Source organism: Pseudonocardia sp. DSM 110487 (assembly GCF_019468565.1).
Classification (GTDB): Bacteria; Actinomycetota; Actinomycetes; order Mycobacteriales; family Pseudonocardiaceae; genus Pseudonocardia.
In genome coordinates, this window is the sequence record NZ_CP080522.1 from 63,198 (window position 1) to 88,010 (window position 24,813).

General features: G+C 69.4%; 23 protein-coding genes. 18 read left to right on the plus strand and 5 right to left on the minus strand.

Annotation, left to right across the window (positions count from 1 at the left end; genetic code table 11):
* The first annotated feature begins 701 nt into the window (after nucleotides 1–701).
* From K1T35_RS47855 to K1T35_RS47875, 5 genes are all read left to right on the plus strand, one after another.
* The gene (locus K1T35_RS47855) at nucleotides 702–2,615 is read left to right on the plus strand and encodes a prolyl oligopeptidase family serine peptidase (RefSeq protein ID WP_220263434.1); all 1,914 of its coding nucleotides are present in this window, start codon (nucleotides 702–704) and stop codon (nucleotides 2,613–2,615) included.
* Between the two features lie 1,109 nt (nucleotides 2,616–3,724).
* On the plus strand, nucleotides 3,725–4,987 hold the full coding sequence (locus tag K1T35_RS47860; RefSeq protein ID WP_255622856.1) for a diguanylate cyclase: 1,263 nt from the start codon (nucleotides 3,725–3,727) through the stop codon (nucleotides 4,985–4,987).
* 112 nt (nucleotides 4,988–5,099) lie between these two features.
* A complete protein-coding gene (locus K1T35_RS47865) occupies nucleotides 5,100–5,543 on the plus strand; it encodes a helix-turn-helix domain-containing protein (protein WP_220263436.1) in 444 nt (147 codons plus the stop codon).
* A 463-nt stretch (nucleotides 5,544–6,006) separates the two neighbouring features.
* The gene (locus K1T35_RS47870; RefSeq protein ID WP_220263437.1) at nucleotides 6,007–6,432 is read left to right on the plus strand and encodes a hypothetical protein; all 426 of its coding nucleotides are present in this window, start codon (nucleotides 6,007–6,009) and stop codon (nucleotides 6,430–6,432) included.
* 9 nt (nucleotides 6,433–6,441) lie between these two features.
* Complete coding sequence (locus tag K1T35_RS47875; RefSeq protein ID WP_220263438.1) at nucleotides 6,442–7,659, plus strand: DUF6545 domain-containing protein; 1,218 nt, start codon at nucleotides 6,442–6,444, stop codon at nucleotides 7,657–7,659.
* A 21-nt stretch (nucleotides 7,660–7,680) separates the two neighbouring features.
* On the opposite strand, the gene K1T35_RS47880 is transcribed toward K1T35_RS47875, so the two are convergent.
* The gene (locus tag K1T35_RS47880) at nucleotides 7,681–8,154 is read right to left on the minus strand and encodes a helix-turn-helix domain-containing protein (protein ID WP_220263439.1); all 474 of its coding nucleotides are present in this window, start codon (nucleotides 8,152–8,154) and stop codon (nucleotides 7,681–7,683) included.
* Between the two features lie 352 nt (nucleotides 8,155–8,506).
* Here K1T35_RS47880 and K1T35_RS47885 point away from each other — a divergent pair, with 352 nt between their 5' ends.
* From K1T35_RS47885 to K1T35_RS47910, 6 genes are read left to right on the plus strand one after another with little or no spacing between them, the layout of a single operon-like run.
* Nucleotides 8,507–8,770, plus strand: a complete 264-nt coding sequence (locus K1T35_RS47885) for a hypothetical protein (RefSeq protein WP_220263440.1) — start codon at nucleotides 8,507–8,509, stop codon at nucleotides 8,768–8,770.
* A 10-nt stretch (nucleotides 8,771–8,780) separates the two neighbouring features.
* On the plus strand, nucleotides 8,781–9,164 hold the full coding sequence (locus K1T35_RS47890; RefSeq protein WP_220263441.1) for a hypothetical protein: 384 nt from the start codon (nucleotides 8,781–8,783) through the stop codon (nucleotides 9,162–9,164).
* Nucleotides 9,161–11,896: an ATP-binding protein gene (locus K1T35_RS47895; RefSeq protein WP_220263442.1), complete on the plus strand. Its 2,736-nt coding sequence runs from the start codon at nucleotides 9,161–9,163 to the stop codon at nucleotides 11,894–11,896. The genes K1T35_RS47890 and K1T35_RS47895 overlap by 4 nt, the downstream gene beginning before the upstream one ends.
* Nucleotides 11,893–14,241: a hypothetical protein gene (locus tag K1T35_RS47900; protein WP_220263443.1), complete on the plus strand. Its 2,349-nt coding sequence runs from the start codon at nucleotides 11,893–11,895 to the stop codon at nucleotides 14,239–14,241. The genes K1T35_RS47895 and K1T35_RS47900 overlap by 4 nt, the downstream gene beginning before the upstream one ends.
* Nucleotides 14,235–14,876: a hypothetical protein gene (locus K1T35_RS47905; protein ID WP_220263444.1), complete on the plus strand. Its 642-nt coding sequence runs from the start codon at nucleotides 14,235–14,237 to the stop codon at nucleotides 14,874–14,876. The genes K1T35_RS47900 and K1T35_RS47905 overlap by 7 nt, the downstream gene beginning before the upstream one ends.
* A gap of 1 nt (nucleotide 14,877) precedes the next feature.
* Complete coding sequence (locus K1T35_RS47910; RefSeq protein ID WP_220263445.1) at nucleotides 14,878–15,930, plus strand: C40 family peptidase; 1,053 nt, start codon at nucleotides 14,878–14,880, stop codon at nucleotides 15,928–15,930.
* A 32-nt stretch (nucleotides 15,931–15,962) separates the two neighbouring features.
* Here K1T35_RS47910 and K1T35_RS47915 read toward each other — a convergent pair whose 3' ends face one another.
* The 4 genes from K1T35_RS47915 to K1T35_RS50010 all read right to left on the minus strand — a co-directional run bounded on the left by K1T35_RS47915 (nucleotide 15,963) and on the right by K1T35_RS50010 (nucleotide 18,392).
* The gene (locus K1T35_RS47915) at nucleotides 15,963–16,811 is read right to left on the minus strand and encodes a DUF5753 domain-containing protein (protein ID WP_220263446.1); all 849 of its coding nucleotides are present in this window, start codon (nucleotides 16,809–16,811) and stop codon (nucleotides 15,963–15,965) included.
* 6 nt (nucleotides 16,812–16,817) lie between these two features.
* Nucleotides 16,818–17,387, minus strand: coding sequence for a DUF6879 family protein (locus K1T35_RS47920; protein WP_220263447.1), 570 nt, complete (start codon nucleotides 17,385–17,387; stop codon nucleotides 16,818–16,820).
* Nucleotides 17,388–17,390: 3 nt separating this feature from the next.
* Nucleotides 17,391–17,645, minus strand: coding sequence for a hypothetical protein (locus tag K1T35_RS47925; protein WP_220263448.1), 255 nt, complete (start codon nucleotides 17,643–17,645; stop codon nucleotides 17,391–17,393).
* Nucleotides 17,646–17,921: 276 nt separating this feature from the next.
* A complete protein-coding gene (locus K1T35_RS50010) occupies nucleotides 17,922–18,392 on the minus strand; it encodes a helix-turn-helix domain-containing protein (RefSeq protein ID WP_370645554.1) in 471 nt (156 codons plus the stop codon).
* Nucleotides 18,393–18,559: 167 nt separating this feature from the next.
* On the opposite strand from K1T35_RS50010, the gene K1T35_RS47935 reads away from it, so the two are divergent.
* From K1T35_RS47935 to K1T35_RS47965, 7 genes are all read left to right on the plus strand, one after another.
* Nucleotides 18,560–19,936, plus strand: coding sequence for a hypothetical protein (locus K1T35_RS47935; RefSeq protein ID WP_220263450.1), 1,377 nt, complete (start codon nucleotides 18,560–18,562; stop codon nucleotides 19,934–19,936).
* Nucleotides 19,936–20,187 carry a hypothetical protein gene (locus K1T35_RS47940; RefSeq protein ID WP_220263451.1) on the plus strand — a complete coding sequence of 84 codons (252 nt, stop codon included), beginning with the start codon at nucleotides 19,936–19,938 and terminating at the stop codon, nucleotides 20,185–20,187. Before K1T35_RS47935 ends, K1T35_RS47940 begins: the two co-directional genes overlap by 1 nt.
* A complete protein-coding gene (locus K1T35_RS47945) occupies nucleotides 20,180–20,359 on the plus strand; it encodes a hypothetical protein (RefSeq protein WP_220263452.1) in 180 nt (59 codons plus the stop codon). The genes K1T35_RS47940 and K1T35_RS47945 overlap by 8 nt, the downstream gene beginning before the upstream one ends.
* A 140-nt stretch (nucleotides 20,360–20,499) precedes the next feature.
* Complete coding sequence (locus K1T35_RS47950) at nucleotides 20,500–20,739, plus strand: hypothetical protein (protein WP_220263453.1); 240 nt, start codon at nucleotides 20,500–20,502, stop codon at nucleotides 20,737–20,739.
* A gap of 361 nt (nucleotides 20,740–21,100) precedes the next feature.
* Nucleotides 21,101–23,098 (plus strand): hypothetical protein, encoded by a 1,998-nt coding sequence (locus K1T35_RS47955; RefSeq protein WP_220263454.1) that lies wholly within the window; start codon nucleotides 21,101–21,103, stop codon nucleotides 23,096–23,098.
* A gap of 218 nt (nucleotides 23,099–23,316) precedes the next feature.
* Complete coding sequence (locus K1T35_RS47960) at nucleotides 23,317–24,045, plus strand: hypothetical protein (RefSeq protein WP_220263455.1); 729 nt, start codon at nucleotides 23,317–23,319, stop codon at nucleotides 24,043–24,045.
* Nucleotides 24,039–24,797 carry an HNH endonuclease family protein gene (locus K1T35_RS47965; protein ID WP_220263456.1) on the plus strand — a complete coding sequence of 253 codons (759 nt, stop codon included), beginning with the start codon at nucleotides 24,039–24,041 and terminating at the stop codon, nucleotides 24,795–24,797. The genes K1T35_RS47960 and K1T35_RS47965 overlap by 7 nt, the downstream gene beginning before the upstream one ends.
* The last annotated feature ends 16 nt before the right edge of the window (nucleotides 24,798–24,813 follow it).

Sequence of the window (24,813 nt, forward strand, 5' to 3'; positions counted from 1 at the left end):
TGCTTCATCAGGTGCAGGTCCGCCTGGACCCTGTCTTGTGCGCCAGCCCCGAGCAGTAGCCCTGGCGGGACCCGGAGCATCTGAGCGGCGTCTGCCAGCTCGCCGACCGTCATCGTGCCGACATCGCCGACATCGCCGACCTCGAAGTCGACGGCAGGGTCTGGGACGACAGCAGGCTGTTCAGGTCGGGACTGGGCCGGGATCGCGGCGCGCGGCGCGATCGACCTCCACGGGGTCGCGAACGTGTCGTCGCCACCGGTCTCCCGATGGGAGGGTCGATGCGTCCTGCTCATCTGCGTCCTCCCTCTGCGAACGCCGCCCCGGACCTGCAGCGGGGACCGCACACGGCGCGCAGGCGTCCTGCAGCGATCACGCGGCGATCTCTGGCGGCGTCTGCTCGGATGTCGTCCACTGCGTCCCTCGGGGATGGGCTTCAGGGCTCGATCGTGGGCGCGCACGAAGCCCACGTAGCGTGTATATCAGGCAAGGATCGAAGACGAAACCTCTACTGACAGTTGATTTCACCTGTTGAGGGCGACCCCCTCTCGCCCTGGCTGATCTCGACGCAGCCGCGGCTGCGGTCGGCGTTGACCCGGCCGTAGCCCTCGATCAACGGTCATGAATAGGCTCGCTGGCCAAAGCTGGCGCCTCGACGACCCCGCGGCGCCGACTATCGGATCGGATAACTGATGATCAACTCCATGGGAGGTGCGCGCCGAGACCCGGCAGCGTCCTCTGTTGCTCCCCCTCGCCTCGATGACGATTGGGTCGTCCCGACCGCGCTGTTCGACGACGACGACGCCGCCGACCGGCGCTGGCGCGAGCGCATTCGCGTGTGCGGCGGATCGTCGGCCCCGCGGTGGTCGCTTCCACGATCGGCCCGCCGGCACCCGGACCGCAGCGTGTACCGCTCCTCGCTGAGCGGAACGACGGAGATCTACGCCTGGGACCGGAGCCAGGACCACCACCGGCAGGTCACCGAGCGACCCAACGGCACCCTCGAGGCCGCACTATCCGCGGACGGCCGCGACATCTGGTGGTTCGCCGACACCGACGGCGATGAGTTCGGGCACTGGATGCGCGAACCGTTCGACGCTGGCGTCGCCGACCCGCAGCCGGCGGTGCCCGGCCTGCCCGACGGGTACGACTGCGGACTGGCCATCGGTCAGCACGTTGTCGTCGTCGGATTGGCGACCGAAGAGGGCACCACGATCTGGGCGGTTCGGCCTGACACCGATCCACAGGTGATCTACACCCATCGTGAGGACGCGCTGGTAGGCCAGCTGTCCGCGGATGAGACCCTCGTCGCCCTCGCGCACTCCGAGCACGGCGACAACCGCAACCCGGGCGTCCTGGTGCTGCGCACCTCCGACGGCACCCGGGTCGGAATCCGGCTCGATCGGGACGCCCAGCTGATGCCGATGGGTTTCGGGCCTGGGGCCAACGACCGCAGGCTGCTGGTCAGCCACGAGCGCGGCGGCCGCACCGGGCTCCTCATCTGGGACCTCGCAACCGACGCCGAGACCGAGCTGGTGACATCCCTGCCCGGGGACCTGTGGGGCCGCTGGTTCCCCGACGGCCAGACACTGCTGGTCGTACACAAGCACGCCGGACGCTGCACCCTGCATCGCTACGACCTGACCCGCGGCCAGCTCAGTGACATTGCCTCGGCAACCGGCACCATCGAAGACGCCGTGGTCCGGCCCGACGGCGCCGTCGAGTACCTGTGGTCGTCTGGCGCCTCGCCGTGGGCGGTCCGCCGGATCCACCCGGGAACCGACGACGACCAGCGGATCCTGCCGACGACCCCGACGAATGCACCGCCGTCGGAGCCGCTCGAGGATGCCTGGGTCCCCGGACCGGGCGGACCAATCCACGTGTTCATCGCCCGACCCGCCGGCACGCCAGGCCCCTACCCGACGGTGTTTCGGCTGCACGGCGGACCACACGCGGCCGACCAGGACAGCTTCCACGCGATGCGCGCTGCATGGCTCGACGCCGGCTTCGCCGCCGTCATGGTCAACTTCCGCGGGTCCACCGGCTATGGACCAGCGTGGCGCAACAGCATCACCGGACGCCCTGGCGTGACCGAACTCGAAGATGTCGCGGCGGTGCAGCGCTGGGCGATCGACACTGGATTGGCCCGGGCCGACGAGTGTGTCGCCGAGGGGTACAGCTGGGGCGGCCAGCTCGCGCTGCTCGCGGTGGGCATGTACCCCGGCGACTGGGCCGCGGCCATCGGTGGACTACCGGTCGCCGACGCCGTCGCCGCCTACGAGGACGAGATGGCGGCCTTGAAAGCCATGGACCGGGCCCTGTGCGGCGGTTCACCGGAGGAGGTGCCGCACGTGTACGCGGCGGCCTCACCGATCACATACGCGGACCAGGTGCAGGCCCCGGTCCTCATCCTGGCTGGCGAGAACGACCCGCGCTGCCCGATCCGCCAGATCGAGAACTACCAGTCCGTCATGCAGCAGCTGGGCAAGCCGCTGGTCGTGCGCCGCTACGCCACGGGCCACGGCCCCCAGGACACCGAGCTCGTGGAAGGGTTCGTGCTGGCCGCGATCTCGTTCGCCCGTACCGCCCTTGAGCACGTCCGCAGCTCTGGGCACTGACCGCGAGGCAACCGGAACTGAAGCCGTCTCGACAGCAGTCCAGCCAGGGCGATCCAGCCGAGCCGCCCCAGACGCCGCGCTACGCCGGCGTAGCCGGTTCGACGAACCGCCCCTCCCCACAGCGCACGGACTCTGCGCGGTAGCCAGAGAAGCGATCTTGCCTCTGACGCGGCGCAGCGGCAGCTCGACCACGCCCGGGGTCGGCCCGGGCAGTTCCTCCAGCGAGTCCGGCACCCGTGCTGGGCCGGCCGTCCTCGTTAGAGGATCCGTTCCTGCGCCATGTGCCCGGTGTCGCCGGGTATACAGCGGAATCCGCGCCGAGTCGCGAAGCTCCCACCTGAGGGTCGGCGAGTTAGCCGGGCAGTGCCGGGTCGGCCAGGGGTGCTCCGCGCACCTTTCGAGCGCGCTCGGCGCCCCTGGCTGGCCCGGTACAGCATCGTCGGCCACTCGACCGGATCTGTCTCACCAGTTGTGATTGCGCATTGCTGCTCCTGCCCTCCTGAGCTGCGGTGATGACTGCGAGTCGTGTATCCCTGATCACCAGTTGTGGTTGCGCATCGCGCACCTCCTCCACGAAGTCTGTAATGTGCACGGATCGTCACCAGTTGTGATTGCGCATGACGCCCTCCAGGTTTCTCCCGCCGGGACTTGTTCCGCTTGCTGTCACCAGTTGTGGTTGCGCATTGCGCGTCACCTGCTCTCCTGATCGCTGTGATCGCGGTCGGCCGACGAACGACGTCGAAGCCAAGGACGTTAACGATCTCCTGCGGCCTGGATCTTCGGTCGCTGATCACGCAGTTGCGTAACCGTCGCCCGGCGGTCGCCGTGATCGTGCATGTCGCGTACCTCGCTAACCCGGACGTCTCAACATCACTCTTCGTGGCGTCCTGCTTCATAACTGTGACATGCAGGCATGCCGATACGGGCCAGAACGGTCGATCTGGCCGTCCCGGAGGGGCTACGATCGCCCCGCGTTGCCAAACGGACTGTGAGCATGGATGACCTCAGAAGGAGATCGGGGCAAGCCCGATGAGCCTGGCGGCCGGGCGCGAGCCCTCCGTCGCTGGGCTATTTGGTGTCTGCCAGTTAGGCTCCTCGGCCCCGTGCTCATGGTGGAAACCACCGCCGTTGCCCTGATCCTGGTCGGCCTGCTCGGCAGCCCGACGCTGTCGAGCTCACAGCTACAGGTGGCCGCCGGGCTTGCTGTCCTGGGAATCACACACACAGAGACCGCCGTACGGGTCGAGCGAGCGCGCCGGCGTGTGACCGACGGCAACCACGTGGACCTCAGCTCGGTGTGGACCTTCGCCGCCGCCGTCGCACTGCCAGGACCGTATGCAGCTCTTGTCGCGGTCGTCGTTCACGGACACCTGTGGCTGCGCGCCTGGCGCCTGCGCGTTCCGCTCTACCGGCAGGTCTTCAGTTCATCCACCGTCGTGCTCGCCACACTGGCCGCCGCCGCGGTTCTTCGCTACTCCGCAGATGTCGCCGGCGGCGCCACTGAATATCCGCTCTGGGGAATGATCCTGGCACTGTCCGTCTACACGACGGTGAACAGCTGCCTCATCGCCGGTGCGATCGCCGTCAGTACACCGCACGCGAACTTGAGTCAGATCTTCGCCCCGTGGGATGAAAACCTGCTGGAGGTGGCGACCCTCTGCCTGGGCGCCATCACGGCAATCGCGATCGGCATCAACGGCTGGCTCGTCGTGCTCGCACTTCCACCGCTATTGATCCTGCATCGCGCTGTCCTGGTGCGCGAACTGGAGGAAGCAGCCAAGACCGACGGTAAGACCGGCCTGCTCAACGCGGCGGCGTGGCAACTGCAAGCGGAGCGGGCACTGAAACAGTCAGATCACCGGGACGGGGCGCGCGGCGTACTCGTTCTCGACCTCGACCACTTCAAGGTCGTCAACGACACGCACGGGCATCTCGCCGGCGACCGCGTCCTGGCCGCGGTCGCCGAGGCCTTGCGGGCCGAGGTGCGCGAGCGCGACATCGTGGGCCGGTTCGGCGGCGAAGAGTTCGTTGTACTGCTCGCCGGACCCGGCAGCGCTGGAGACGACGAGCTGTGCGCCGTAGCCGAGCGGATCCGCGAGCGGGTTGCTGGCCTCCAGGTCGCAATCCAGACACCCGACGGCCCGCTGACCGTCTCGAACCTCACCATCTCCGTGGGTGCTGCCATCTATGGGCGGCACGGGATCGACCTCGACACGCTGCTGCAAGTGGCCGATGCCGCCCTGTACGCCGCTAAGCGGGCCGGTCGCAACCTCGTCCGTATGGGCCAGCCCACCCCTCCCGAGCAGCAGTACATCCAGCCAGTGGCCGAGCAGCCACGCGGCCACGGCCACCGCACGGCGCCCGACGCGTGAAGCACAGCGCCCGAGCCCGTCGCGTGGCCGCTCACAGTGCTCGTCATGTGCTTGGATGCCTGGTCAGGAGCGTGCGACGCCCGGGCGTGGGCATGGGGAGCGTGGTGAAACCGTGACCGACGAGGAGGATCCGGGCCCTCTCGCCCAGAAGCTGCGGAAACTCTGGCAAGCGACGGTCAACCCGCAGACCGGGAAGCCCTACAGCTATGAGGCGATCGCGAAGAGCATCTGCGAAGCACATGACGACCCACGGGCCATCTCGGCCAGCTACATCGGGCGCCTGATGAACTCCCGTCGGGACGATCCCGGGGTCAAGAGGCTCGGGCTGCTCGCGGAGTGGTTCGGTGTCCCGCTGTCGCATCTCCTCGACGCTGAGCAGTGGACGGACGAGGACCTCGAGCTGCTGCTGGCCGCACGCCGCAGCCCTCAGATCCGATCGATCGCCTTCCGCGCAGAGAAGCTCTCAGACAGTTCCCGCGCCGCGGTCGAGGCGATCCTCAAGCACATGGAAGCGGCCGACGATCGCCTGCAGAGCCGCGACGACGCCGAGACGTGACACATCTGATCAGCGGTTGACCCCCGCTCGCCGTCGTGGTGATCGTCCGACGAACCTCTGGGTCGCAGCCGAGGAACTGCGGCAGCTCGGCGAGCGCAGCCTCGTCGCTCTGGCGGAGGCAGACCTGTCCCCTCCTCTGCGTCCTTGACCCGAAACTGGCAGTAGCGCGGACCCCTGCACCCGCGCTTATGATCGTCAACCCATGCGTATACCCCTCAAGTGGCGGGTGAGGGGTGGGGCTGTCCGGCGCAGCGCGCGTGGGCATGCGGCCCAGCCAGCAAGGAGATGAGGGATGGCCCGTCATGACGAACCCGCAGGCGAGCATGTGGTGCCTCGCTGGTCGGAACTGATGAACCGCTGCGCCTCGATCCTGAATGAGCTTGATCTGCTGGACGACGACGAGCCGTTTGACCTGGAGACGTTCCGCGGTCGACTCGCCCGGCGACGCGATCGGAAGATCCTGATGACTCCGATCCGACTGCCTGCCCTGCGCCGGCCGCACGTCGGGGGTGGCCCGCTCGAGGAAACGCTCTGCGGGATGTACATCTCGACCGAGCGGGCCGACCACGTCTACTACACCGAGACGCTCAGCCCGCTGCATGCCGCGCACAACGCGGTGCACGAACTCTCCCATCTGATCATGGGGCATCGATCGACGGCGCCGCTGGCCCGCCCCACCCTCGGTGGGATGTGGGCCGGCTCGGTGGAGTCGGTGCAGGACTGGTTGGCCGGGCTGTCGAGCAGCTACTGCGAGACGGACGAGATCGAGGCCGAGGCGATGGCCGCGGTGGTCCTCAGCGAGCGGGTCCGCGACGGTGTGCCGCGGAGATGGATCTCCTCGTCGATGATGCGGGTCGGTTCCGACCGGCTCGCGGACGCGTGGCGGTGAGGTGCACTCGTGGTCGCGCCCGGTCCCGAGCTCATCCCGGTCACAGCGCTCGCGCTGGCCGGGGCGCTCCGGCTGCGTGAGCGCTCGAGGTCCCGCCGCGACGTCGCAGTCGCGCTCCTGTGTGCGGCCGCGGCGACGGCCCTGACCGTCGAACAGATCGGTGGGGTGTCTGCCGCTCACCTGGTCGACCTCCGCGACCTTCTGTGGCTGCTACTGATCACGGCCGCGGCGACTGCGACGTTCGCGCTGGCCCGCCAGATCTCCCTGTCCTCGATGCTCCTGCCGTGGCCTCCACTCGCCCTCGGCATGGCGGCCGGGCTGCTGCAGATCGTCCTGTTCTATGCCGCGACCACCGCGCGCGCTGACGCGCGCGGCTCAGTGCTTGATCACACCCAGCTCGCGGAATCCGTTGCGCTGTGGCTGGTGACGCTTGCCGGCCCGGCACTCGCGGGCTCACTGCTGGTGTTGGTGATGATCAGGTACCGGCCGGGCGTGGGGAGTCCCCTGGTCCGGGCAGGGCTTGCGGTGACGATGGGGGGCCTCGCCGTACTGGGGCTGGCGGCGGTTGCTGTTGCCGCCCAGCTGCTCGTCGATGGCACAGCGCCGACGACGGCGTCCGATCGTGAGCTGCCCAGCCGGGTGGTGGAGCTGCTCTGCAGCGCAGGCCTAGTCCTGGTCGCGGCCGGGTTCCTGATCCCCCGAGTGTCGCGATGGGTGGATCCGGTGCGCGCCGTGGTCGCTGCCCGCCGACTTGGGCCGCTCGCGGACGTCCTAGCGGCGGTGGTGTCGCCTGGCTGGGCCCGCCGGCAAGGCCACCTGGACATGACGATGCGTTCTCGACCAGCAGTCCGGCTCTACCAGCAGGTGATCCTCATTCGGGATGCGTCGTGGGCGCTGTTGTCGGCAGTTGACGACGATCTGATCGCCGCGGCGGTGGAGCATGCGCGCCGCTGCGCACCCGACGATGACGAGTTCACGATCGCGGCGACGGCGGAGGCGTGCTGGCTGAGCTGGGCAGTGCGGATCCGAAGGGCCGGTCTGAGCGGGAACGGCCCAGTCGACCACGAGCAGGGCGTGATCTTCCTTGATCGGCAGCCTGACGAGCCGCTCGGGTCGCTGCGGGAGGAGGTCGCGTTTCTCTCGGCGGTGACGCGCGCCTGGCGTGGAAGCGTGGTGCGCGAGTTCCTGGCGGGCCTTGAAACCCGCCGTCCTGTCGCTGATCGGTGACGCGCCCGGCCGCGCGTGGGGTCAGCGGGCCGCGCCGGCGTCGTCGAGTCCCTCCGACTTGCGTGCGTGGTTGATGAACTCAATCACGGCGTTCTGCCAGTGTTTCGAGAGGCCGGCGGCACGGAGCCCGATCTGCAGGGCTTCGGGGCTGAGCTCGGCGGAATCGTCGTCCTCCGGCGGTCGCGCAGCCTGCTCGTCGTCCGGGCTCGCCGGAGTGTTGTCGTCGTAGAAGTAGGCCCGATTGACCTCGAAGACCGTGGCCAGGGCCTCGACCAGCTCCGAGCTGGGATTGCCCTTGCGGCCGTGTCGTAGCTGGTTCAGGTATTGCGGCGAGACGCGCTTCCCTGACACCTCGAAGATCGCCCGGGCGACGGCCGGGTCGCTGTAGGGCTTGCGCTTCGTGAGCTTCCTATCCGAGTAGAGGCCCTGGAGGCGCGCGGCGAACGAGGCGCTCGTCGGGCGCCCTGCGGTGGTGTCTGATCGCGGACCAGGCATGAGGGTGGATGCCTCGCACGGTGGGGGGACGGGTCAGGGCCTGACCGTCAGCTTAGTGCAGGTTGCACCGGTGACCCGCCCACGCTGGCAAATTAAACTGTCAGTTGACTTTTCTGGTCGCCGCCTGCCTGATATACACAGATCACCACCCCTCAGGGGCAGGCTGCGAGGGCCCCGCGGCCGCCCCGAGGGCGTGGCGTAGGACCTGCTGCCGAGACGCCCGAGGCCTGGTCTCGGCCGCAGGGGTCGCCGCTCGGGGCGTGTTTCCCCGGGCAGCCCCGAGCGGCGACCCGACACACCTCCCAGCGGTTGCCGACCCCAGCAGTCGGCCGCGAACACAAGGGGCACCTTCATGATCACTGCACCCAACGCGCACGCCGCTCTCGCGCTGTCGACCGGCGGCGCCCAGAGCTTCCTCGCCGACAACATCGTGCCACTCGTGCTGCTAGGGATTGGGCTGATCCTCATTGCCCTGTCAATCAAAGCGGACATGGGCAAGATCGTGACGATCGTCCTCGGCGCGGCAATCGGACTTGGCGTCGTCGGCCTATCCGTGATCCCCGGTGGCACCACGAACATCGCCAGGTTCGTGGCCGGCCTCTTCACCGGCGGCTGAGGACCAGCCGGTGCGAAGTCGCTCCGACGACGAGCTGTACGCGCTGCAGAACCGCTACCTCGGTCCACCTGGACGGACCCTGCTGTGGCAGGCGCGCTACGCGGCCTACGTGCTGTGGGCCGGCTACGCCATCGTCTTCCTGATCCTCCGGGCGCAGCTCGGTCTCATCGACGGGTTCCTGGGCTACGCGGTCGTCGTTGTCGCCGCGGTTCTCGCGACGCAGCACACCATGCGAGTGATCACTCCGGAGCGACCCACGGGGTCCGTGCTGAAGATGTTCGTCGCCGAGCTGGACGCCCCGCGCCGCGACGCCCAGCCCGCGACCGCGGTCGCCGATCCCCGGCATGTGCTCGTCTCCCCAACTCGCCCGCACCCGCGGCAAGGACCCCAATGACCAGCCAGACGGCCGCCGGACCGCAGTCCGAGCCCACTCACCTGATCGCACCGTGGCCATACCCGCCCCCGCAGGTTCCGCCAGGGCCGCCACCGGGGCCGGGTCGCTATCCGGGGGATCGTCGTCCTCGCAGGTCTCGGCGGCCGAGCACGGGCACCGACCCGGAGATCAAGTCCTACCGGCCGCGACTTGCACTGCGGGGGATCACCGGACACCTGACCCGCACCGGCAGCGGCACGATGGCCTGGTACGCGCTGGCGCCTCGGCCCTGGTTCATGCGCGCCGACCATGAGCGGAACGGGTTGATGTCCGCGATCGGCCGCGTGCTTTCGGCGTTGCCGGAGCGGTGGCTGCACTGGCGGGTCACCTGGCAGCCCTACCCGGCCGCGGAGTGGGCGCGCCGCCACGACAGCTGGGCTTTCCCGCTTCCCGATGCCCCTGGCGGGATCAGCTGGTCGCAGCACTTGCTCGCCGAGCAAGAGCGGGCCCTGACCACACCCAAGGCGGTCAAGCAGGTCTTCCTCGGTGTCGAGATCCGCCATGGTCGCGGCCGCCGAGGCAGCATCGGTGATCAACTCGCGCACAGCAGCAGCGACCTCATCCGAAAGCTCGCCGGCCGCTGGCTCGGCGCCGAGCTCTCCGCGCTCGACGAGGAGATCCAACGCATCGACTCGGTGCTGCGCAGCCCAGCATTGGGCGGCCGTCCTGTCACCGCAGACGAGATGCTGCACCTGCTGTACCGGTCGTGCGCGCTCGGGCTGCCACCGGAAGCCGTGATGCCCGCAGCTCCCCACAGCGAATGGGAGACCGAGGACCTGGCCGGCGTCGAGCAGCTTGCGCACTGGACCGCCGAGCCGTACGCGCCCACCCTCGTCGTCGACGGCGCCGCGGCCGGGCGCCGACACATCAGGCACGTGCTGATCGCCTCGCTCGGCCGCATGGACGGCGAGCTCAACGTCCCCGCCGAGGATCTGCCGTGGATGACGGTTCCCGACGGGCTCGATGTTCCCGTCGAGTGGTCCGCCCGGATGCGCATACTCCCGCAGGAGCAGGCCAGCCGGAGCCTCAAGTACGTCACCGACCGGGTGTACGCGCAGCAGCGGCATTACGAGGTCGATCACGGCCTTGAGGCGCCGCCGGCGCTGGCCCGCCAGATCGACCTGGCCACCGTCGTCCAGGACGAACACGACACCGACAACACCGGGCTGTCCGCCCGGTGCGAGGGATGGTGGCGGCTGGCGATCCCGGCCAGCACCGAGCGGGAAGCGCTGGAGACCTTCGACTACCTCAAGCAGCTCTATCACCCGAAGATCGCCATCGAACGCAGCGAGGCCCAGTTCGGGCTCGCCCGCGAGTTCATCCCCGGCGAACCGCTTGCCACTACGGCCTTCCGCCGGCGCATGTCGCTGCGTCATCTGGCGATGGCCGTCCCCACCGCCACCGAGATCATCGGCGATGACTATGGACCGCTGACCTTCACCACTCGCGCCTCGGGGCGGGTCATCCCGTGGAACGCGTGGCACGACATGGACACCCGACAGGTGTCCGGGCTGACCCCGATCATCGGTGGCCTCGGGTCCGGCAAGACCTTCCTGCTGGGGGCGCTGGCCGTCCAAGCGGTGCGTTCCCTCGGCGCCTACGCGACCCTGCTCGACCCCTCAGGGCCGCTCACCCGCCTGACCGAGCTGCCCGAGCTACGCGGCTACGCGCGCGGGCTGTCGCTGCTGGACGCGCCCGCCGGATCACTCAACCCCTACGGGCTGGTGGCCGACCCCGACCGGGCCACCTACCCGCCTGGCCCACCGGGTGACGAGGCCTACCTGCATGACTGCGACGCCGCGCAGGCCCAACGCACCACGCTGGTGGTCAGCCTCATCACCCAGCTGCTGCCGGCATCCATCCGCCGCGAGGGCGCGGTGCAGCAGCTGCTCCTGCAGGCCGTGGACCGGGTCGGGACAGGCGCGGATCACGAGCTCGGCGAGGTGTTGGACGCGCTGCGCGCGGCCGGCGAGGACGGCGAGCGGTTGGCCAGCGCACTCGGCCCGATCCTGTCGACGTCTGGCCCCGCGCGGCTGCTGCTCGGCTCGGCCACGCAAGCGTGGGCGAGCGACAACGACCGGCTGCTCGTGCTGTCCACTCGCGGCCTGAGCCTGCCGCGGGAAGGAGTCGACCAGCAGGACTGGGGCCTGGACGAGCAGCTGTCGCTGCCGCTGATGCACCTCGCGGCCTGGCTGGCGTACCGCAGGGTCTACGAGCTACCCAAAGCCGCCCCGAAGATGGTCGGCCTCGACGAGCTGCGGTGGCTGTCGATGACCAGCACCGGCCGAACGCTCATCACGCAGTTCGCGCGAGACAACCGCAAGTACCGAGCGCGGGTTCTGGTGGCCGGCCAGCTCGCCAGCGACGTGCTGAAACTCGGCGGCGGGGACGAGAGCGGCCTGGCCTCGCTGTGCCACGACGTGTTCGTCGGACGGACCACCGACGAACAGGCACAACAGGACGCGCTGCGGCTGCTGCGGGTGCCGACAGGCCAGGGCTACGAGCCCCGCCTGGGGGAGTTGTCCTCCGGGTTCGACGTCGTCGCCGGGCTCGCCGCCGACGCGCCGCGCGAGTTCATGTGGCGCAGCGGCGACTACTGCGAAGAGGTCCGGGTCGATCTCAGCGGAGCGCACTACGCCAGCCTGCGCCGCGCGCTCGACACGAACGCCGCTCGCCTCGAGGACCACCAGTGACCGCGCCCGCCGAGCTACCCGCTCGGCGCACACCGTGGTGGCGCCGTGCGGCACTGCTCACCTGCATGATCATCGCCGCATTGCTGATGTTGCCGGGCATGGCGGCCGCTCAGCCGCCAGCCCCAGCGCCGCCCCCGGGGCAGCCCGCACCGTCGCAGCCCGCACCGCCAACCCAGCCGAACCCCCTGGACCCGGAGTTCGACCCGCTCGATCCGGCCCCATTCGATCCGACGGTCGGGCGCGGAACCCCAGACCCGTTCTCGGGGTGCGCGCCCGCGCCCTCGGCAACGGGTCCGGTATCGGGCCTGGCTGGCAGCCTGGACCCGGGTGTGCTCGAGCCGCAGGACACCCCCGCCGAAGGTCCCGACCCCTACGGGCAGTACGGCTACGGGGGCCTGACCTGGTCGACCTACGACCTGGGGTGCGGGGGAGCGATCCGCGACCCCGGCGCAGCAATCGACACGATGTTCGGAAACATGTTTCTGGACCTGTCCAAAGACCTGTTCGCCGCACAGGTCGCCGTGCAGAATCTCGCCGAGGACCCCGCGGCGAGTGGGGCGGTGAATGAGGCTGCCCGCAGTTCCGGAGCCACCCTGAATGACGCGGTCTTTTCCCCCTGGTCCGGGGCCGCGCTCGTGGTTGCCGGATCCATGATCATGATCATGGCGCGGAAGGGAGATCTCGGCGCGATCATCACACGCGTCGTGCTGATCCTGGTGGCGGTCGGCATGTCGGCGCTGTCATTCGGTTCCGGCGCTCAATTGTCGGAGGAGTTGAGCGGGGTGGTCCGCACCGCCCTGAACGAGGTCGAGGACACCGTCGCACAGCGCGCGTTCCCCAAGTCTGGCGTCGCCGGCGCCGACTACGGGATGCGCAACGTGATCTACCGCGAGCTGCTGTGGCAGTCCTGGAAGGAAGGCATGGTCGGCACCTCCGGCAACGCTGACCTGGCCTGGCAGATGTTCGAGGCGCAGGCACTGACCCGCGACGAGTGGAACCGCATGGAGAACGGGTCCGACCAGGAGCAGACCGCGATCCTGCGCGAGAAGGGCTTCCGCTGGAAGCAACTGGCCGACAACGAGGCACGGCCCACTGAAGTGCAGAACATCCAGGGCCGCGGCGACTCACGCACCGCCGCCGGCGCGGTCGCCCTGTTCAAACTCCTCCCCATCGCCGCCCTGCAGATCTTCGGATCCCTCATCAAATACATGATGTTCATATTCCTGGCGTTCCTGCCGGCCGCCGCACCACTGGTTGCACTCGTGGGCATCGTGAAACCCGACACACCAGAAAAGAGCGTCAAAGTCATCGGCGCCGTCATCGTCGCGGGCACCGTTGCGAGTGTTGTCACCCTGCTCCACACGTTGCTGGTCCTCTATATCACGAACGAGGGCATCAACAACTGGTCGATGATCCTCTTGTGCTGGGTTTCGGCACTTGTGCTCTACAAATTCATGAAGCCGCTGACCTCACTCGGCGGGATCCTGGCAACGATCCACGGCGCCAGCCGGCGGGCAAGTTCCTCGGCCGGCCGGACCGGGCGCTGGGTCAGGTCCGAGTACCGCTACCGGCACGCGCGACAGCTGGCCGGTCGTCGGCACGGGCAACTGCTCGGCGTCCTCGGCGCCGCGCTGCGCCGCGGGGGCGGCGAAGCGAACGATCCGACCGACCCGGGCGGCGACGGCCGCGGGGGCGGGGGCGGGGGCGGACCGCGGCCGGATCCCCGTGGCGGACCCTCGGGCGGACCAGGGCCCGGGCCGCAGTTCCCCCGGCCCGGGAGTGGCCCTCACCCAGACACCGGTGGTGGGCCACACCGTCGCGGCAGCGACGGTGGGCCAACGAGGGACGGGGACGGCTCGGTCGTCCGGCTGCCGGACCCGATGCGGCCCGCGCCGGCCACCGCCCGCGCCGGCGCGCCCGATCAGGACCTGCGAGTCCCCGGCAACCGCCCAGCAGGTGAGGAACGGCCAGGCGTCCCTGCTCCCGTCACCGCCGGTGGCCGCGTCGGGAGAGCGGGTCGGGAGGCCTCGGCCGGCTCGCTGCAGCCTGGCGAGACACCAGGCGTGGAGACGCAGTCCAGCCCTGCACGGCCGGATGTCGCCCGCCCCGACCTTGCCCGGTCGTTCCCGCTGCCCGGTCATGACGGCGCCGAGCTCGGTTCGGCGGCGGTCGCGCTGCTCCCGCGCACGGCGCACCGTCCTGGCCTGTATCGCCCCACCCGGCCCGCGGCTGCCGAGGAGCGCCGTCGGCAGCGACGTCCATCGACCCGCCGCGAGTCTCCTGATCCGAGCCCCGCCCCGGATCGGGGTCGCCGCCCTGAGCTCGGAGACGGGCGGCGATGGTGATCCTCCGGCCCGCCGTTCGGTGGCTGTTGTGGTCACGCCGCCGCTTCATCCTGGTCGTCGCCGCGACCGCGTTGTCGGCCGTAGTGGTGTCGCGCGGCCCCGCAGTGGTCACGGCGATCGCCGCGAACCCGGTGGCACCGACCACCGCGGCGGCCGCTCCGGCACCGCCCGCCGCAAGCAGTGCGCCACCACCACCCGTCGCGACGACGTCCAGCACACCGACTCCATCTCGGTCGGCCCCGGCCAGCGGGGCGCCGCGCCGTGATGAGCCGCGGGAGATCGCGCTGCGGTTCGCCCGGCTGTGGGCATCACCGCAGACGGCGCCGCGGGAGTGGCTGCGCCGGCTTGAGCCGCTGAGCACGCCCGAGTACGCGGCAACAGTCCTCGCGCAGATCGACCCGGCGAACGTGCCGGCGAGCGAGGTGACCGGCCCGCCGCGGCGGGTGGAGAGCCCGACCGGAACGGCCGTGTTCGTGGTGCGGTTCGACACGATCGAAGCCGAGATCGAGCTCACCGAGCTCTCGCAGGAGCGGGCCTCGGAGAACAGCCGCGCGGCGAACGGCGACCCGGAGCGCGCGGGGGCGGAGGAGACGACATGGCGCGTCTCGGCCATGCGCCCGCTCAGGACGGCGTGACATGCCCGGCCCCCTCCTTCTCGCCTCGGCGGCGGTGGCGCGGCCCCGCACCACCCGACGTGTCGTCGGCGGGCTGATCGCGCTCACCGTCGCCAGCGGCCTATTGCTGAGTGCGGTGCTCGCCGCGCTGGTCGGGACGGACCCGGCGTTCACCGGCACCGGCGGGAACGGGGCCTGCATCTCGGGGCTCGCCGGCGCGAGCCCGGCAGTGCAGCGCTCCACTCCTGGAGGGGGCGGCCAGGCGTGGACCGCCGAGCAGCAGGCCAACGCCCAAGTGATCGTCGCGGTGGGGCGCGAACAGGGAACGCCACCGCGCGCACAGTGGATCGCCCTGGCCACCGCAATGCAGGAATCGAGCCTGATCAACCTCGACCGCGGCCACCTCGACTCGCTCGGGCTGTTCCAGCAACGGCCCTCCGCAGGCTGGGGCACCCCGCAGGAGATCCTCGATCCCCGCTACGCCTCGACCCAGTTCTACGCCCGACTCGCCGGCATCCCGGGCTGGGAGCAGATGCCGCTGACCCAGGCGGCGCAGGCAGTGCAGCGCTCGGCGTTCCCCGACGCCTACGCCAAGTGGGAAGGGGCCGCCGCGGCGCTGCTCGCCCAGCTCGGCGGCGCAACCGACACCCTGGTCTGCCAGCCCGGCCAAGTCCCGGCCGGCGCAGCGGGCGCGGCGCTCGCCTTCGCCGGCGAGCAGCTGGGCAAGCCCTACCAGTGGGGCGCGACGGGCCCGGACACCTACGACTGCTCCGGGCTGACCCAGATGGCCTGGCTGGCCGCCGGCGTGCAGATCCCCCGGGTCTCCCGTGACCAGGCGCAGGCCGGCACACAGATCCCGCGGGCGCAGGCTCAGCCCGGCGACCTGCTGTTCTGGTCACCCACAGGAACAGTCGACGGCGTCGAGCACGTCGCGCTCTACCTGGGCAACGGCTGGATCCGGGAAGCCCCCCGGACCGGGACCCCGGTGCGTGACCGCGCGCTGGGCACCGAGCGCGATCAGCGTCTCCTGCTGCCCTTCGTCGTTCGGCCCGGCGCAGCGTCGGCGGCGCCATGACCGGACATCGCGCATCCCCGGCCGCGCCGTGGTCAGCGGGCCACGGGGCCCGATGCAGCGCCCTCCCGGTACAGCTGCGCCGCCCGGTCGAGCAGCCGGCGTGCGTCGTCGCCGTAGGCGGCAAGGCCGGAGAGCTCGGCGTGGGCACTGCCGAACTCGGCGATGTCGTCCGGCTCGGAGATGAACGTGGTGCCTACATCGGTGGCCACCATTGCGGTGGCCTGACCGAAGATCGAGAAGTCGCGCGGGGCGGCGATCGGGTGGATGGTGTCGAGGGGCACGATGCCCAGCCGGATCGTGGTCCGGCCGGCGAGCTCGGCGAGATGCGCCACCTGGGCGGCCATGATCTCCGCCGAGCCGATACCCCAGCGCAGCACCGCCTCCGACATGAGCAGGTGCAGCTCCCGGTCCAGGGTGTCGACCACGGCGAGCCGCTCGCGGCGCGCCGCCCACCAGCGTTCGCCGGGGTCTTCCCCGAGCAGGGCCCGGGTGTAGTCGGCGGTCTGCGCGAGCCCGGGAACGACATCAAGCACCCACGACCGCAGCAACCGGGTCTGCTGCTCGAGCGACGCGAGGCGGCGCTGGATCACATGCGCGCTGCGGATCAGCTGTTTGCGGCCGGTCATGTTCTCCGCGCCATGCGCCGCGGCCAGCGCGACGAGCCGCCGGATCTGCGCTGGTTCCGCGCCGAGCGCGCGCGCGTACGCCGCGGCGGTCTCCTCATCGAACGGGAACTTGCCTGCCTCGGCACGACTGATCTTGGACTGGGTGAGGCCGGACAGCTGCGCGGCCTCGCTCTGGGTGCGGTCCCCGCGGATGGCGACCAGCAGCCGGGGCATCTCGTCCCGGCTGCTGGTGGCCGTCCTGCGCCTGGTTGCCACCGGCGGTCAGGCGGCCAGAGTGCGGTGCAGCTCGGGGTGCCGGCCCCACCACTGCACGAACGGCTCGGCGATCGTCCAGGCGAGCTGCTGCTCACGCAGGTAGAGCCGGTGGTCGGCGGGCGGCACCACGGATGCGCCGACGAACCTCCCGGCGTCGTAGTGCATGCGCAGCACCGACACCGGCCCGCCAGCGGGCTGCATCACCCAGTAGTCGTGGTCGAGCAGCTGCACCGGCGGGTGCTCCCCGGCGTGCAGCACCCGCACGTCCTCATACCGGCCGGTGAACGGGTAGCCGTAGTGGCAGGCCATCAGCTCGTCGTCGGTCAGCTGCTCAGAGAAGATCCGCACCCGCCGCGACACCAGCCCCCTTCGGGCTTCCTCGGCCAGCGTGTCGAGCCACTGCTGCTTACGGGCCCAGTCCGGCGCCCGGCCGGCCAAGAAGGCCTCCCGGTCGGCGTTCTGGTCGGGGACGTCGTACAGCGGCAGCCGCTCCATCCGGAACAGGTGATCGCCGGCGTCGCGGTAGTGGGCGTCGATGTAGTCGCCGAGGCCCTGCTCATCGAGGAGTTCGGACATGCGTCAGTCCTGGTCGTAGGGGGCGAACAGGTCATCGGGCACCCAGCCCAGCAGCTCGCCCGAGCCGATGTGGGGGGACAGCGAACCGATCACCGCCGGATCGGTGACCTCCTTCACCACGACGTACGAACCGGCATGGCCGTCGATCTTGTGTCGACCGACGCAGGTGCGGCGCTCGGTACATACGGCGTCCGGCAGCGTGCGCAGGGTCCGGACGGTCAACGGCGTATGGGTGCTGGTCACGGGGTTCTCGGGCATCAGGCGTTCCTCTCCCGGCCGGGGGCAGGTGGCCCGCACAGTCTCGCAGAGGCACCGGCTCAGTGCATAGGCGCGACTGCGGTGCTGGATAGCTCCGTGACCAGCACGGACATCACGGTAGCAGGCATCGGGCTGTTGCATATAGGCATCGGGACGATGCATAGTGAGGCTCGTCCAATCGGACCACAGCACCGCGGAGGTGCGCTCTTGATCAAAGACCAGCTGGCAGAGGTCTCGCCGAATCAGGCCGAGGCGCCGTCCCGGGCGCACCTGGCGCTACACCTGGTCGTCGCCTACGCCCTGACGAGGCTCATCGCCGGATCGACCAGCACGCCACTCGATGATGTGGCGCGGTCGCCACAGCACACGCCGACCTACTCGCCGGTCAGGTTCTGGGAGCGAGCCGACGCTGCGATACGCGACGACCGTTCGAGGCTTCACGCCCAGGTAGAGGGCGACATCGTCAACGGTCCACCACTCGGCGTCAGGATCAGCTCGCGCAGCACCAAGCTCCGGAACGTCGTCGCCCTGCTGCGCCCGCCTGCTGCCACTCCGACGAGCCGCCCACTCGACGATCCGACTCGGTTTCCACACCCAGACGTGACCGACCCGATCGTCCGGCGGCGGCATCTGACCACGCCCGCGGTACGACGAGACCGCTCCAGGCGTGACACCGAGGTAGGCAGCGACGTCCGTCGTCGTCCACCACTGGGCCGTCGGATCCGGCTGCGCTGGGCTGTCGGGCACTACTCGAGTTCCTCCTGTCCAGGCGCAGATCGGGCGAAAGCTGCAGGTCGAACCCTACAAGGTCAGCCAGTACACCTGACTGCTGATCAACTCAGTAGACATATACTGAGTCGATCAGTATCGTGCGGCCTGTCAATGAGGCCCGATGAGGTCAGGAGGACACAGTCATGAAGCCGAGGATGTTGCGCCGACCGGCGCTGTCCACCGCACCGGCGGTGGTGATGGATAAGGCGCCCCCGGGTGCGCCACAGATCGGGAACAGTACGAGGCAGAAGGTCGCGGCTGGGTCGTTGGCGCTGCTGCTGGCGATCGTCGTACTCGCCCCGGATGCCGTTGCGTGGGACTACTTGCTGCGGGCTGCGCAGGACCGGTTCGGACTGGCCGCCGCCTGGCGATACGCAGTTCCTCTGCTGCTGTTCGTTGCGGCGGCGCAGCTCGTGGGATACCTCGCCGCGCGGCTCATGCACGGCTACCTCCTGGCGAAGGAGAAGGGCCCGCCGAGCATCGGAGCGAGAGCGTTCTACGTGGTTGCGCTCAGCGCGCTACTGGTCAGCGCTGACACCTCGTGGCGGCTGTTCGAGTGGCTCGGAATCACCGCGATCTGGGAACGTGCCGTGCTGTTCGCGGTCATGGAGATCTCCATGATCGCCTGTGGTGTCGCGATGCGGTCGGGAGTCCGGACGACTGGTCGACCGGGTCCGGCGCGGCTGCTCGGCTGGGCGCTGTGTGGCGTCGCCGCGTTCGGCGCGATCGCCTTCTCGGGCCCGGTCGTTGGCGTGCTTCGCGTGCTGCTCGGTCCCGTGCTGAGCTTGGTCGCCCTGCATCTCGCTCTCGGGATCGAGATCCGGTCGAGGGATCACGCGCGCAGCTCCACCTGGGAGCGCGTGGTCAGGGAGCTTCGGGAGCGGGCGCTGTCCCGGCTCGGCCTGGCTGACGATCAGCGTGACGCGCTGACGAGGACGCGAGACCGGGCAGCACGTCGGGCAGCCCGGCTGGCGCTCGCGGGCAAGACCACCCTGCTCCGGAGGCGGCGACTGGAGAGGGCTCTTCGGGCGTCGAACGTTGCACACGACGAGCTCGCCAAGGCCCGGATGTTGACAGAGCTGGCCGCGATCCGGCACGCGGACAAGCTCAGCAATCTCGATCAGCCGTCCCCGTGGAACGAGCCGCCGGGCAAGAAGACGCAGATCGACGCAGAGCTCGAGGAGACGACCGGCGGCAACGAGTCACCCGACCCGACGGAGCCAGGCGAGCCCCGCCCCAGCGATGTCGAGCCCGGTGAGAAGCGGCGGTCACTCGCCGAGATCGCTCGCACCAGCCAGGCGCAGGCGATCCGCGAGGCATGGCGGATCAACGGCGTTGTTGGACTTCCGGAGCTCGAGGACATCGAGCCCGCGGTCACGCTGCTCGCCGAGCACGGCGTCACCGTCACCCCGAAGTACGCACGAACCGTCCGTCTCCGCGACATCGAGGACGCGGAGGCGGAGGGGCGGCCGGAGGGCGAGCAGGTCCCGGAGCTGCAGGTAGTCGGGGGTACTTCGTGATGACAGACCTTGCGCCTGTCCTGTTGCTGGGCGGAGTGCTCGGCTTCCAGGCGGGCTTCGCCATGGGCTGGTTTGGCTGCCGAGTGAACCTCGACCTCGTCGAGCCGGACGTCCTCATCCCGCGAAGGGTCGCACGGATCATCGGAGCGATCCGAGAGCGCATGCGGCGAACCCGGCCGGCCGCCAGTGCGCGCCGTCAGGAACCGGAGTTGGCCGGCGTGCGCAAGGGCCCGGGATCCGACGATGGCTGATCCGTTGACGGGACCACGTTTTGTGGTGGAGCCCGCAAAAGGTGAAGACGTTTCGCGGCTGCCAGACATCGAGTTCAGCGCCGGGACGTACGGAGCCGCGGCCGACGCCGTCGCGGAGGCGCGCCAGTGCGTGGAGCGAGTGGCGTCGGCATTGCAGGAAGGGGACATCTGATGGAGGTCACGATCACGGATGACGGCCTGCTCCGACTGACAGGTGCGGCCGCAGAGAGCGTGGTCCGGGCTCATGAGTCGGCGCTGGTGACACCAGGCCATCGGCGAGCTGCCGCGTGGCGGCCAGCGCTGGTCCGCAGCGTGCATGCTGCGCTCAGCACGCTCCCCACGGATCACCCAGTCGCCGCGGTCGCGCAGCGGCTGTGCGAGGACACCAGCCACACTGTGCAGCTCGGCACGGTGGCCTGCGGTGACTGCTGGGAGCAGGCAATCCGCACCGATCAGCAGGTCGTACTCGAGTTCGAGCTGCCAGCCGATCATGACGCCGACCCGTTGAGCTACGACGGCCTTGGGGCGACGGAGTCGTCGCGGGTGGCATGACGACGATGACGACGCGCCAGGTCCTTCAGCAGCTGCCCGCCCACTGCCCCCTGCCCACGGTGGCGGGGTCGGCGTTCGCAGTTGAGCGGACCGTCTCCAGGACCGCGCTAGGCCGCTCCCCGGACGCCGCCGCCCTGAGGGCACCACACCGCGGCGCTGCGCGAAGCGCCGAGCCACGGATCGGTCGCCCTGGTGGTGGCTGCGGTGCGGGGAGAGGGCGTCACGTACGCCACGAAGAGCGGCCGCCGACCCAACGGTGGAGACACAACCGCCAGCGCCAACGCCACATTTTGTGGCGAACCCGGGATTACGTTTTGACGTTTTACTGTTACAAGGACTTGGAAGCGAGGAGGTGGCGGACATGACGATCAGCGCGGAGCGGACCCACGATGAGGAGGCGTCGGCCACCGACCTCGTGCTGCGGCGCGAGGGCGCAGAGCTTGTGGTGCGGCCGGAGAACGTGCTGACGCGTTTGGCCACACACCCATTGACGGCGCGCGCCCTCAGTGCGTCCCGCACGGCCGCCGGTCACACGGCCAAGGCGATGAAGGGGACGGCGCGCGGCGTTGCTGCGTTCGCGGTGACGGCACCCGCGTCACGAGTCGGCGGCTTCGCCGTCCGGTTCCTGTCGGGCCAGATCCTTATCGGCGGCCCACGCACGGACGCGACGTTCTGGCGTGCGGGCCGACACCAGTTCAAGGACGTGCCGGGCAACACCGGCAAGTGGTCCTACCGGCCCGGGTGGGCGCGTCTGCTGTTCCGCCTCGGCATCTTGCTGATCGTGGCTGCGGTGGCCTACTGGGTGGCCCCCGAGACCACCCGCACGGTCGCGACGGTGCTTGGGGTGATCGCCCTGGTGTGGGGCTCGTGGGGCGGATGGCACCGCGTGAAGACCCACGCCCACCACAAGCGCCACCTGCGACCCCTGCACGAGGCGCTGCGCACGTCGGTGAAGCAGACCGCGGCACGCCCGGAGGAATGGCTGCACATCCCGCCGGACTTCAAGCACAACTCCGGCCAGGAGCTGCGGATCGACCTGCCGCGGGGCTACGACGGGTCTGACGGGGTCAACAACCACGTCAAGACCGTGGTTCGCGGCAAGCTGGGGCTCGATTCGGACACCCAGTTCGCCTGGAACCTCGAGGGCGCAAAGCCGTATGTGCTCATCCGCGAGCCCAGCCGGCCGCCCGCGAAGGTGACCTACGAGGACATCCTGTCGCTGCTGCAGAAGGCGAAGGAGACCGCCCCGATCATCGGGCTGGCGGCGGGCGAGAAGCCGGTCGACGTCGACCTGGACGCCGACTCCCCGCACGTCCTGGTCTCGGCCGGCTCGGGTGCCGGGAAGTCGGTGCTGCTGCGCGGGATTCTCGCCCAGGGCCTGGCCAAGGGCGGGCTCGGCATCATCTGCGACGTCAAGCGTGTCTCGCATATGTGGGCGAACAATCTTCCCAACGTGCGGTATCGCCGGACTGCTGAAGCCATTCATGAACAGCTGCTCTCCCTCAAGGATGAGATCGACCGCCGAACCATCCTGGTCGAGGAGCACGCAGACATTGATGGAAACACCGATCACATCTACGTCGGGCCCCGCATCTGGGTGATGCTCGAAGAGATGAACGCCACGATCAATCGCCTCAATACTTACTGGCGACAGATCAAGGAAAAGGGCGACCCGAACATGTCTCCGGCGGTCGAGGCACTGCTGGATATCCTTTTCATGGGACGGCAGATCAAGGTGCACGTTGTGGCCGTCGCCCAGTCGGCAACGGCACGCGCAGTCGGCGGCCCAGAGGGGCGGGAGAACTTCGCAACCCGCTGCCTCGCCCGCTACACGGCGAACGCCTGGCGAATGCTGGTGCCTGAGGTGTGGCCAATGCCGAAGAAGTCGAAGCATATCGGCCGCTGGCAGATCGTGAAGCACGGCGTGGCGACCGAGACACAGGTGGCGTTCTTCACTCCGCGGGAATGTCGAGAAATGGCCCTGCTCGGCCTTCCGGCCGACGAGCGAGCTGATTTCGAGCCCGAGAGTGTCCCAGTGTCCCAGCTGTCTCAAGATCGTCCTGACCTGGGACAGCGACCTGAGACTGTCCCAGGGACTCCGTCGGCAGACCCGCAGCCTGCGGATTCTCTGAATGGCGACGAGATCATCGAGGCTCGCCGCCTCGTGTCGCTACGGGAAGCCGTCGAAACGGATCTTGTCGACGGCATGAGCCTGGACAACCTGCGGAAGGCACGGCAGCGCTACGTGGACTTCCCAGAAGTAGCCGGAAAGCATGGACAGACCGACTTGTTCGACGCGAAGAAGCTCGGTGAATTTGCACGGAACCGGAGGATGTCGACAAGTCACGAAACCGAATAGTCCAGAGGTTCCTAAAGCGTCTAGAGAATGGCTAACGAGGAGGCCTAGATGGTCAACAGAAGACTGGCCAGTATCCGTCGGAGTTCAAATCCGTCGGACACACCGAAAGCGGTGGTCGGAAGCCACGCCCTGACCTACGGACGAACGGATTCACGCACGCAACAACTGCCCGTCAGATATTGCGGCGACTGACGGGACCACGAGATCGGAGGGCGCACGTGAGTGGACGCGAGATACGGTTGATCGACATGCTTCGGATTGACTATCGGGCCGCCGGGGAAATCCGGTGGGCGACCGCATCGGATTTCTCCGAGGAGCTGACGTCAAGCGACGGCAGCGGTTCGAAACTGGCAGCTCCCAGCGGCGAGTGGCGCATGTGTGGCTGCCGCGGGTCGCTCCCCGACCACGTGGTCGTCGAGGCGGACCCGACCGACCGGGAGAGCTGCGGCATGCAATGGCGGGTCTGCCCGGAATGTCAGCAGATCCGCGAAACGCCGCACCTTGCTGTGACCGATGCCGCGACGCGCGGCCAGCGGACAACGGTCCAACCCGGGACAGCCGATCTGCGGATCGTGCTCGCCTGCGCTCGACGACTCGGGCACGACTACCGCGGAGGCCGCCCCCGGCACACCGCTGACCCAGCGCTCAAAGCCGGCGAGGCCGGCAACAGGGGATGGCGCATGTGCGCCTGCAATCAGTCCATTCCCGGACACTCCGAGCAGGACGATCCCGCCGGCGCTCCCAGCTGCGGGATGCAGTACCGCGTCTGCGGCTCCTGCGGCTACATCGACGAACGCCACATCACTGACTGCGGCGACGTCGCAGCCGACATCGAGGACCAGCCCGGCGGATACCTCCGCCCAGACGTCCCCGCCGGGCTGGCTCTCCCCACCCGCCACAACACGGCCGACAAGCAGGCACGTGACGTCAGGGAGAAGCCATGGTAGGGCCCAGCACGCTGGGACCGGCCGGCGTTGTCGCGCTGGCCCCACAGACGCCAGGCACGCCTCGCGGCATCCGGTACGCGGCGCTGGCGCTCAGTACCGCGGCGGTGGTGCTGAGCGGATGCGGTGGCGCCGCGGCGAGCACCGAGATCACTACGACCGCTCCAGGCGACTCGCCCCGGACGGTCCGGTACATGGCGCAGCCCCCGGACCCGGCGCAGGCTCGCGGGCTGCTCGCCGCGCTCCCGATACGGGTGGAAGACAACGGGGCCCACTACGACCGCGACGACTGGGGGGACTGGCGCACCCGCGCCGGCTGCGATACCCGCGAGCAGGTCCTGATCCGCGACGGGCAGGACGTCACCACCGGCGCCAACTGCACGATCACCGGTGGTCGGTGGACCAGCACGTACGACGGGATCTCTCACACCGACCCAGCCGACCTGGAGATCGACCACCGAGTCCCGGTTCGAGAGGCACAGCGCTCCGGGGCCCGCGGCTGGACCCGCGAGCAGCGCGCCGAGTTCTACAACGACCTGGCCAACCTGACCCCGATCACGGCCTCGGTCAACAGCTCGAGAAGCGACGACGACGCTGGCCGCTGGCGGCCGCCCGACCCCGGCGCCTGGTGCGGCTTCGCCACCGCGTACATCGCCACAAAGCACGCCTACGCGCTGCACATCGACGGCGCCGAGCGTGACGGCCTGACGGCGATGCTCAACGCCTGTCCCGCCGACCAGGGCGGTGCTCGGTGACCGTGCGATCGAGGGG

Bases quoted from the DNA above. Each gene is read 5' to 3' on its own strand.
- K1T35_RS47965 (WP_220263456.1), top strand. From the start codon at position 24,039: ATGGTAGGGCCCAGCACGCTGGGACCGGCCGGCGTTGTCGCGCTGGCC.
- K1T35_RS47910 (WP_220263445.1), top strand. From the start codon at position 14,878: ATGCCCGGCCCCCTCCTTCTCGCCTCGGCGGCGGTGGCGCGGCCCCGC.
- K1T35_RS47945 (WP_220263452.1), top strand. From the start codon at position 20,180: ATGGCTGATCCGTTGACGGGACCACGTTTTGTGGTGGAGCCCGCAAAA.
- K1T35_RS47920 (WP_220263447.1), bottom strand. From the start codon at position 17,387: ATGTCCGAACTCCTCGATGAGCAGGGCCTCGGCGACTACATCGACGCC.
- K1T35_RS47955 (WP_220263454.1), top strand. From the start codon at position 21,101: ATGACGATCAGCGCGGAGCGGACCCACGATGAGGAGGCGTCGGCCACC.
- K1T35_RS47895 (WP_220263442.1), top strand. From the start codon at position 9,161: ATGACCAGCCAGACGGCCGCCGGACCGCAGTCCGAGCCCACTCACCTG.
- K1T35_RS47905 (WP_220263444.1), top strand. From the start codon at position 14,235: ATGGTGATCCTCCGGCCCGCCGTTCGGTGGCTGTTGTGGTCACGCCGC.
- K1T35_RS47855 (WP_220263434.1), top strand. From the start codon at position 702: ATGGGAGGTGCGCGCCGAGACCCGGCAGCGTCCTCTGTTGCTCCCCCT.
- K1T35_RS47860 (WP_255622856.1), top strand. From the start codon at position 3,725: ATGGTGGAAACCACCGCCGTTGCCCTGATCCTGGTCGGCCTGCTCGGC.
- K1T35_RS47925 (WP_220263448.1), bottom strand. From the start codon at position 17,645: ATGCCCGAGAACCCCGTGACCAGCACCCATACGCCGTTGACCGTCCGG.
- K1T35_RS47880 (WP_220263439.1), bottom strand. From the start codon at position 8,154: ATGCCTGGTCCGCGATCAGACACCACCGCAGGGCGCCCGACGAGCGCC.
- K1T35_RS47935 (WP_220263450.1), top strand. From the start codon at position 18,560: ATGAAGCCGAGGATGTTGCGCCGACCGGCGCTGTCCACCGCACCGGCG.
- K1T35_RS47940 (WP_220263451.1), top strand. From the start codon at position 19,936: ATGACAGACCTTGCGCCTGTCCTGTTGCTGGGCGGAGTGCTCGGCTTC.
- K1T35_RS47885 (WP_220263440.1), top strand. From the start codon at position 8,507: ATGATCACTGCACCCAACGCGCACGCCGCTCTCGCGCTGTCGACCGGC.
- K1T35_RS47870 (WP_220263437.1), top strand. From the start codon at position 6,007: ATGACTCCGATCCGACTGCCTGCCCTGCGCCGGCCGCACGTCGGGGGT.